Source organism: Microbulbifer sp. ABF4_148 (genome assembly GCF_056158985.1).
Map to the genome: position 1 here is coordinate 1 of NZ_JBSWUI010000003.1, position 7,538 is coordinate 7,538.

10 protein-coding genes and 4 pseudogenes are annotated in these 7,538 nt (G+C 68.0%); 3 read left to right on the forward strand and 11 right to left on the reverse strand.

The annotated features are described in order from the left end of the window. Nucleotides 1-147: 147 nt before the first annotated feature. Nucleotides 148-396, forward strand: a complete 249-nt coding sequence (locus ACXAD0_RS18450) for an MBL fold metallo-hydrolase (protein WP_475090449.1) — start codon at nt 148-150, stop codon at nt 394-396. A gap of 465 nt (nt 397-861) precedes the next feature. On the opposite strand, the gene ACXAD0_RS18455 is transcribed toward ACXAD0_RS18450, so the two are convergent. The 3 genes from ACXAD0_RS18455 to ACXAD0_RS18465 are packed head-to-tail and all read right to left on the reverse strand — an operon-like array spanning nt 862 to nt 2,825. Further along, nucleotides 862-1,179 (reverse strand): DUF3817 domain-containing protein, encoded by a 318-nt coding sequence (locus ACXAD0_RS18455; protein WP_006945470.1) that lies wholly within the window; start codon nt 1,177-1,179, stop codon nt 862-864. Next, nucleotides 1,082-2,350 (reverse strand): HNH endonuclease signature motif containing protein, encoded by a 1,269-nt coding sequence (locus ACXAD0_RS18460; protein ID WP_475090451.1) that lies wholly within the window; start codon nt 2,348-2,350, stop codon nt 1,082-1,084. The genes ACXAD0_RS18455 and ACXAD0_RS18460 overlap by 98 nt, the downstream gene beginning before the upstream one ends. After that, a complete protein-coding gene (locus ACXAD0_RS18465; protein WP_475090453.1) occupies nt 2,325-2,825 on the reverse strand; it encodes a hypothetical protein in 501 nt (166 codons plus the stop codon). Before ACXAD0_RS18465 ends, ACXAD0_RS18460 begins: the two co-directional genes overlap by 26 nt. A gap of 237 nt (nt 2,826-3,062) precedes the next feature. On the opposite strand from ACXAD0_RS18465, the gene ACXAD0_RS18470 reads away from it, so the two are divergent. Then, nucleotides 3,063-3,401: an NUDIX hydrolase gene (locus ACXAD0_RS18470; RefSeq protein WP_475090455.1), complete on the forward strand. Its 339-nt coding sequence runs from the start codon at nt 3,063-3,065 to the stop codon at nt 3,399-3,401. Nucleotides 3,402-3,810: 409 nt separating this feature from the next. On the opposite strand, the gene ACXAD0_RS18475 is transcribed toward ACXAD0_RS18470, so the two are convergent. Genes ACXAD0_RS18475 through ACXAD0_RS18490 form a run of 4 tightly spaced genes read right to left on the reverse strand, consistent with a single transcriptional unit; the run spans nt 3,811 to nt 4,954 of the window. Further along, nucleotides 3,811-4,131 carry a UvrB/UvrC motif-containing protein gene (locus ACXAD0_RS18475; protein ID WP_475090457.1) on the reverse strand — a complete coding sequence of 107 codons (321 nt, stop codon included), beginning with the start codon at nt 4,129-4,131 and terminating at the stop codon, nt 3,811-3,813. Nucleotides 4,132-4,177: 46 nt separating this feature from the next. Beyond that, a complete protein-coding gene (locus ACXAD0_RS18480; protein WP_475090461.1) occupies nt 4,178-4,243 on the reverse strand; it encodes a hypothetical protein in 66 nt (21 codons plus the stop codon). Beyond that, a complete protein-coding gene (locus ACXAD0_RS18485; RefSeq protein ID WP_475090458.1) occupies nt 4,225-4,488 on the reverse strand; it encodes a helicase-related protein in 264 nt (87 codons plus the stop codon). Before ACXAD0_RS18485 ends, ACXAD0_RS18480 begins: the two co-directional genes overlap by 19 nt. Then, complete coding sequence (locus ACXAD0_RS18490) at nt 4,412-4,954, reverse strand: hypothetical protein (RefSeq protein ID WP_475090460.1); 543 nt, start codon at nt 4,952-4,954, stop codon at nt 4,412-4,414. Before ACXAD0_RS18490 ends, ACXAD0_RS18485 begins: the two co-directional genes overlap by 77 nt. A gap of 10 nt (nt 4,955-4,964) precedes the next feature. Here ACXAD0_RS18490 and ACXAD0_RS18495 point away from each other — a divergent pair, with 10 nt between their 5' ends. Next, nucleotides 4,965-5,099 carry a hypothetical protein gene (locus ACXAD0_RS18495; RefSeq protein WP_475090462.1) on the forward strand — a complete coding sequence of 45 codons (135 nt, stop codon included), beginning with the start codon at nt 4,965-4,967 and terminating at the stop codon, nt 5,097-5,099. A gap of 119 nt (nt 5,100-5,218) precedes the next feature. On the opposite strand, the pseudogene ACXAD0_RS18500 reads toward ACXAD0_RS18495, so the two are convergent. The 4 pseudogenes from ACXAD0_RS18500 to ACXAD0_RS18515 all read right to left on the reverse strand — a co-directional run. Next, nucleotides 5,219-5,293 (reverse strand): annotated as a pseudogene (locus ACXAD0_RS18500) (hypothetical protein); the annotation flags it as partial. A gap of 433 nt (nt 5,294-5,726) precedes the next feature. Further along, a pseudogene (locus ACXAD0_RS18505) lies at nt 5,727-6,407 on the reverse strand (dephospho-CoA kinase); the annotation flags it as partial. Nucleotides 6,408-6,411: 4 nt separating this feature from the next. Then, nucleotides 6,412-6,555, reverse strand: a pseudogene (locus tag ACXAD0_RS18510) (dephospho-CoA kinase); the annotation flags it as partial. A gap of 142 nt (nt 6,556-6,697) precedes the next feature. Further along, a pseudogene (locus ACXAD0_RS18515) lies at nt 6,698-7,159 on the reverse strand (dephospho-CoA kinase); the annotation flags it as partial. Nucleotides 7,160-7,538: the final 379 nt, after the last annotated feature.

Sequence of the window (7,538 nt, forward strand, 5' to 3'; positions counted from 1 at the left end):
CACGCATCGCTAAGGTTAAGAATCTAGCAAACACGAAGGTGGACACCCGCGCCCGCGCGGACGCTGAGTGACGGTGACACGATTCAGTTCGGCGCGCAGACGCTCGTCGCGCACCACGTGCCAGGCCACACCCCCGGCAGCGTCGTTTTGTCGTGGACGCCACCCGCCGGCAGCGACGCTCTGCCTCAGCTGTGGACGGGCGACACGCTGTTTCCTGGCGGCGTCGGCGCGACGACGCATTCCGATGAGCAGTCGTTCGACGAGCTGTTCACCATGGTTCGCGATCGCATCTTCGGGCGTTTCGACGATGCCGACGTTCACCCGGGCCACGGCGACGACACGCGTCTGTCTGTCGAACGCCCGCACCTCGACGAGTGGCGCGAACGCGGTTGGTGAGCTGAGCGCCCGACATCATCGTCGCCCTTGACTGCATGGTCCCCTGACTGCACGATGCGGTCGTTGCGTGACCACCGCACCTGGATGCGTGGCGTGGGCAGGCCTGGCGACCTGGGCGCCCGACATCATCGCCGCCCTTGCCTGCACGACGCGGTCTTTGCGTGAATGACCGCACCTGGATGCGTGGCGCGGGCAGGCCTGGCGACTTGAGCGCCGACGACGACGCGGGTCTGCGGCGCGCCGCGGTGACGGCAACCGGATGGTCATGCCTCGACCAGGTGCGCGAACACCTCTGGTGCCTCGAGCGCCGGCGATGTCTCGTATCGCAGCCGCGGCTGAGTGACGCGCAGGCAGGGGCCGGCGTCGTCGGTGCGTCTCGTCGACTGGCGTGTCATGACGAACGAGCGGCGGGGCTGCGAACCCTCGCGGTTCGCGGCCCCGCCGGTCGCACGTGCAGGGGGATCGTCAGCCGGCGAGGGGCTTCTGACGCGGTTCGTCGCCGAGTTCGCCACGCGCTTCGGCGCGCTTCTCGAACCAGATCGTCGCGAACGGGATCACGGCGCAGAGCAGGCCGATGCCGATCGTCTTGTTCGGCCAGCTCTTCTCCTGCCACAGCTTGAGCGCGCACAGGACGTACCCGATGAACATGACGCCGTGGATGGGCCCGGCGATCTGCACTCCGACCTCAGTGGTCTTGAGCACCCACTTGAAGAACATGCCGATGAGAAGCAGACCCCAGGAAACAGCTTCGGCGAACGCGAAGATCTTGAAGATTCGAGACATGCGGCGATTCTACTGAGACGGCCTGAGTGCCGGCCGATGAGAGCGTGCCTGCCAACAGCTCAGCTCGCGGAGCGAGCGTGGTCGCGACCGTCTCCCCGCTCGGGAGAATCGTCCAGCGGCGGCCGGTCGGTGACTCCCACGTGCAAACTCCGTCTGGCGTCATGGTCACGGCATAGCCGCCGAAGGTCTTGGCGCGGTGATGGTGGCGGCACAGGGCCTGCAGGTTGCCGACGCTCGTCGGCCCACCGTCGGCGTGCGGGACGACGTGGTCGAGGTCGCAGTTCGTCGAGACCCGGGTGCAGTGCGGGAAGCGGCAGTGCACGTCACGCTCACGGACAAGCCGCGCCACTCGCGCGCCGGGACGATACGTCGTCGAGCAACTCGCGAGCGTCGTCCACGCACCGTCAACGAGGTCGATCGTGAACGTGGTGTCGACGAGCGCCGCGACGCGCCGAACGGCTGCCGCGTCGACGTGGCCCAGGCCGGGGATGTGGGCCGCGCCCAATGTGTCCAGGGGTCGCGTGATGACGCCGATCGGCCCGGCCTCAGCGTGCTGACGGGGCCGACGAAGACCGTCCTCATCAAGACCGCCCTCGTCGAGACCGCAGTTGGGGACGGAGGCGAGCGACGCAGGGGGCTCCAGCGTTCCGAACCGCCGGTCGGAAGGCGCTGGTGGGCTCGCGTGGACGGGCACCTTGAGGTGCATGACGGTGTTGACCGTTGAGTTCGCGAAGACAAGGTCGAGCAGTGCGTCGACGCGAACGGCGCCGAGGGGTTCGGTGCCACTCCCTGCCACACTGACGTGGCTCGCGGCGCGCCACCGCGCGAGTTCGTCACGTGGATCTGGCGCATGGTCGTTGAGCGTCTGAGCGTGCGCTTCGATCGCGGCGCGGAGACGGGCAGCGTCCTCGGTGGCCATGATCAGACGCACCTCGGTGAGGGTGTCGAAATCGAGGTGGGGCGTGAACCATAGCCCGTGCTCACGACGGGGGTCGACGGTGTCGGCCTCGGTCTGCGCCAGCCGCCTGTCGTGCAGCAGTTTGCGCGCCCGGGAGCGGGCACCGTCGACGCTGAGGTGGTGTGCTCCCCCGCTCACGAGATCCGTGAGCACCTCTGCAGCCAACTCGTCGTCGAGGTGCGCCATCTCACGCGCCAGCGTGGCGGCCACCATGGTGCGGCAGGCTCCCCGCAGCGTCAGTTCGTGCAGAGCGGGCGCGCGGTCGCGGAGCATGCGTCCGTCGACAGCGAGGCGCGACGCGGTGGCGCTCGAACACCCGAGGGCGTTCCCCGAGATCATCCCCCGCGAATTCGCCTGCGGTCGGAGGGCGTTCGCAGAGCCCATAGTTCTCCTCGTCGAGGTGAGCACGCTGGGCGACCGTGTCTTCGTGTTCGACGGCGACGGCGTGAAGCACCGCGTCGGCGGCCCTCGTCACCTCCTGCGCAGCAACGGCGATGTCTTCCAGTTGTGCTTGGAGCGTGAACGTGCGCGTGTGGCGCTCATCGAAGGTTCGCGGCAACGCGTCGCCCGAGCAGGGCGCCAATCTCTCCGGGTCGGCCAGCGCCTGCTCTGCGATCGCGCGCGTCAGCAGAACCCATGCGCCCACCAGCTCGGTGGACGGCATGGCGGCGACCGTCTCGGCCGTCACTGCCAGCGTTTAATCCATGCCACTAGTTTAGTACACATGTTCGAAACCTTGCGTAGCAGGTCAAAGGGATAGTGAGTGAACCCACTGGCCGGCCCTTCCTCCGCGCCAGGGCTGCATCACGAATCACAAGAGCACCCGCCGCGTGCAACCCTGCGATCAGGCGGCGCTGGCTTGCACCCGCTTGGTCTACCGCCTGACGGCAGACGAGGTACAGGCGACTGGTGGTTGACTCATCCCATGGCCTCAGCGACGCTGCCCACGCACATTGCCGTCGTGGCACTCGTTCGGGACGCGAGGGTGCTACTGGTTCACCGTCACCCGAACCGGATGAATTATCCGGACCTGTGGGACCTGCCCGGGGGACACGTCGAACCCGGCGAGTCCGCCGAGTGCGCTGCCCGTCGCGAGTGCGTCGAAGAGCTCGGAGTGACGGTGATCGATGCAGAGCGATTTCCGATGGCCTGCAGCAATCCAGCCCCGTTGAAGCGTGCGTTCTTCGCGACGCGCTGGGTAGGGAACCCCCGCAACATCGCGCCCGACGAGCACGACGACATCGGCTGGTTCGCCGAGAGCTAACTGCCCCGGTTGGCCATGGCCAATCCTGCGGGTGTCAGGACCTCGTCAGGCTCATGCGGGCGATCGAATGACATCAGCCCCGGCGTGGCGTGACCGTATTTCGCTTGCCGGTCGGCTGCCTCGCCCATAGCGTGTCGAGCATGCCCAACCTGCTGGCTTCGCCTTTCTCGAACGTGATGGCGTCGTTGTCATCACTCATCACGGACGCACAGCGACGACTCTTCGGGGCGCGCGTGCTGCGGACTTCTTGGAAGACGTCGAGGACGGTGACGCTCAGGAGATCATGGCGCGCCTCACCGGCAACTATCGCCGCGGCAATGAGCGTCAGGCCCGCAACCATCCTCGCAACAAGGGGCGATGACCACGCGGCGCCGGAATCCGACCCGGCGCCGCGGACGCCATCACGGCGCTACTTCTGCGCCTCCGTCATCTGGCGCAGTTCTTTCTTGAGGTCACGTAATTCGTCGCGCAGACGCGCTGCGAGTTCGAACTGCAGCTCGGAGGCCGCCTCACTCATCTGGGCCTGCAACTCCTGGATGAGGACCGCGAGGTCGGCGGCGCTGCTCGCCTCGCGCTTCGCGCCCGCGGCGACGTTCGCGTCGGCACTCGCCGCACCGCTGCCGCCGCGACCCTTACCACGCGACATCGAACGGCCGGAACCGAGCAGTGCGTCCGTGTCGGCGGACTCGCGCTGCAGCATGTCGGTGATGTCCGCGATCTTCTTGCGCAACGGCTGCGGGTCGATGCCCTTCTCCGTGTTGTACGCGATCTGCAGCTCACGGCGGCGCGACGGTCTCGTCGATTGCCTCCTGCATCGACGGCGTCACCTTGTCGGCGTACATGTGCACCTGACCGGAGACGTTTGCGCGCAGCGCGACCGATGGTCTGGATGAGGCGTTCGTGCCGACCGCAGGAAGCCCTCCTTGTCGGCGTCGAGGATCGCGACGAGCGACACCTCCGGTAGGTCGAGACCCTCACGGAGCAGGTTGATGCCGACGAGGACGTCGAACTCACCCATGCGCAACTCGCGCAGCAACTCGACGCGGCGCAACGTGTCGACCTCCGAGTGCAGATAGCGCACCCGCACACCCTTGTCGAGCAGATAGTCGGCTGAGATCCTCGGCCATCTTCTTCGTCAAGCGTCGTGACGAGGACACGCTCGTTCTTGTCCGTCCGTGTGCGGATCCTCGCTCGAGCAGATCGTCGATCTGCCCCTTCGTCGGCTTGAGCACGATCTCGGGATCGACGAGACCCGTCGGGCGGATGACCTGCTCGACGTAGCCGTCGCTCTTGCTCATCTCGTAGTCGCCCGGCGTCGCCGAGAGGTACACCGTCTGCCCGATCCGCTCGAGGAACTCCTCCCACTTCAACGGCCGGTTGTCCATCGCGCTCGGCAGACGGAAACCATGGTCGACGAGGGTGCGCTTGCGCGACATGTCACCCTCGTACATCGCGCCGATCTGCGGGACCGTCTGGTGCGACTCGTCGATGACGAGGAGGAAATCCTCCGGAAAGTAGTCGAGCAGGCGTGTTCGGCGCGGTACCGGGGCCACGACCGTCCATGTGACGGCTGTAGTTCTCGATGCCGGCTGCACGAGCCCGACCTGGCTGCATCATCTCGAGGTCGTACGTCGTGCGCATCCGCAAGCGCTGCGCCTCGAGCAGCTTGCCCTCGGCCTCGAGCTCGCTTGCAGCTGATCTCGCAGCTCGACCTCGATGCCGGCGATCGCGCGCTCCATGCGCTCGGCGCCGGCGACGTAGTGCGTCGCCGGGAAGACGTACATCTCCGCACTCCTCGTTGCACGATCTCGCCCGTGCAGCGGGTGCAAGGTGTAGAGCCGGTCGATCTCGTCGCCGAAGAACTCGATGCGGATCGCGAGCTCCTCGTACATGGGGATGATCTCGACGGTGTCGCCGCGCACGCGGAAGGTGCCGCGGTGGAACGTCGACGTCGTTGCGCGCGTACTGCATCTGCGACGAACCGGCGCAGGAGCTCGTCGCGGTCGATCTCCTGCACCGCGACCTTGCAGGCGTGGCCATCCGCTCGATGTACTCCTCGCGGCGTGCCGAGACCGTAGATGCACGAGCACGGTGGCCACGACGATCGACGTCACGCCGGCGTCAGCAGCGAGTTGGTCGCCGAGTGACGCAGCCGCTCGACCTCCTCGTTGATCGAGGAGTCCTTCTCGATGAAGGTGTCCGTCTGCGGCACGTACGCCTCGGGCTGGTAGTAGTCGTAGTAGCGAGACGAAGTACTCGACCGCATTGTTGCGGCAGCAGCTCGCGGAACTCGTTGGCCAGCTGCGCCGCGAGCGTCTTGTTGTGCGCCATCACGAGCGTCGGGCCGCTGCAGGCTGCTCGATCGAGCCACGCCGTCGTTGCCGACTTGCCCGTGCCCGTGGCGCCCAGCAGGACGACTCGTCCTTCTCCCCCGCCTTGACGCGCTTCGGCGAGCTCGGCGATGGCCTTCGGCTGGTCGCCGGCGGGCTCGAACTCGGATTCGACCTTGTACTGGGCGCGACAGAACGCTGCAGATCGGTGACCGGACGCATGCCGCAACCCTAGACCCGCCCACTGACAACCCCGGAACCCGCGGTCCTCGGCCGCGGCAAGCGCGTGCGCCACACGTCGTCGACGCGGCGACGCGACGCGTCCTCGTCCCCCGCGTTGTCGATCGGACACATCGGCGACCGCGCGGCGCCTGCTCGTCGCTGGCCTGACTGCGCATGCGTGCCTCGGCGACCTCACGCGGCATCCCCGCGGTGCTCCTCGAGCCGCTGCAGACGCGTCTCGACGGGCGCATTCGACGACGATGACGACGTCGTAGTCGCCCTCGCGCCCCAGCTCGACGAGCAACGGAATGTCGTGCACGAGCACCTGCCCCGGTTTCGCCGCGGCGAACAACTCGAGCGTGCGCGCCGCGATGAGCGGGTGCGTAATGGCTTCGAGGTCGCGCCCTGCGCGCCCTCGTCCGCGAAGACGATGGCCCCCAGCGCGCCGCGGAATCCAGCTCGCCCCGCGCCGTCAGGACGCCGTCACCGAAGCGGTCGGCGATCTGCGCGAGCCCCTCGCACTGCCGGGCGGCGACGACCTCGCGCGCGACGGCGTCGGCGTCGACGACCAGCGCCCCTTGCTCGACGAGCAATCGGGCCACCGCAGACTTGCCCGGCTCCAATCGCCACCCGTCAACCCGACCTTCATCGTCGCCTCCTCAGACGCGCGTCGCGGCACTGTTCAGCGCCGGTGCGACCTCGTCCTCCCAGAACGCACCGACAGCGGCGTCGAGCTCGTCGATGCTAGCCGCTCGTTCGCAGAGGGGACGACGTCGGCCGCGTCGCTCTGCGCTCGCGCCCCTGCGTGTCGGCGTCGATCTCCGCCCAGGCCTGCTCGAATCCAGTCGACGCTCGGCCCATGAGCCGTTCGACGCGCACCTCCGCCGGCGCCTCCACGACGACGACGTGGTCGAAGTCGCGCGGCGTCGCGGCGTCCGTCAGCAGCGCGAGGTCGAGCACGAGCACCGAGTCATCGCCCACGGCCTTGGCCCGGGCGTCGGCCTCCGCACGCACGAACGGGCCGATGACGGCATACATCCGCTCGCGCGCCGCGGGGCTGCGCGTCGTGAGGTCGTCGAGCGTGTGCCAGTCGATCGTGCCGTCGGGGTGGGCGATCGTCTCGGAGAACACCTCCCGCAACCGGTCGAGGGCTTCCTCGCCCGGCACGAGCAGTTCGCGCATCACCTCGTCGAACTCGACGACGACCGCGCCGCCGGCGCTCGAACGCGTCGCCGACGACCGACTTGCCCGCGGCGACCGGCCCCGTCAGCCCGATGGAGACGGCGGCGCGCTCCGCGGCCTGCTGCTGCGTCTGCGCCGTCGTCGGGACGTGCGTCTCGAACTCCGGCTCGGTGCCCTCCTCGAACTCGGGCAGGACGACGTAGGCGTCCTCGTCGAGCACGCCCTCGGCGGCGCGCCGCTCGTACTCCTCGGCGGGCAGCACGCCGCCTCCACTGGCGGGTCCGCATCGGGCGTGCCGCTCCGGCGTCCTCGCGCAGCGCCTGGAAGGGCGCCGAGGGTGCCGTTCAGCGAATTGCTCCTCCTGGTCCTCGTTAGCAATACGCAAACTGGAACCAAGCAAGAA

What these genes read in the sequence shown, in the direction of transcription:
- ACXAD0_RS18455 (WP_006945470.1), bottom strand. Translation starts at nt 1,179, where the DNA reads ATGTCTCGAATCTTCAAGATCTTCGCGTTCGCCGAAGCTGTTTCCTGG.
- ACXAD0_RS18460 (WP_475090451.1), bottom strand. Translation starts at nt 2,350, where the DNA reads ATGGTGGCCGCCACGCTGGCGCGTGAGATGGCGCACCTCGACGACGAG.
- ACXAD0_RS18470 (WP_475090455.1), top strand. Translation starts at nt 3,063, where the DNA reads ATGGCCTCAGCGACGCTGCCCACGCACATTGCCGTCGTGGCACTCGTT.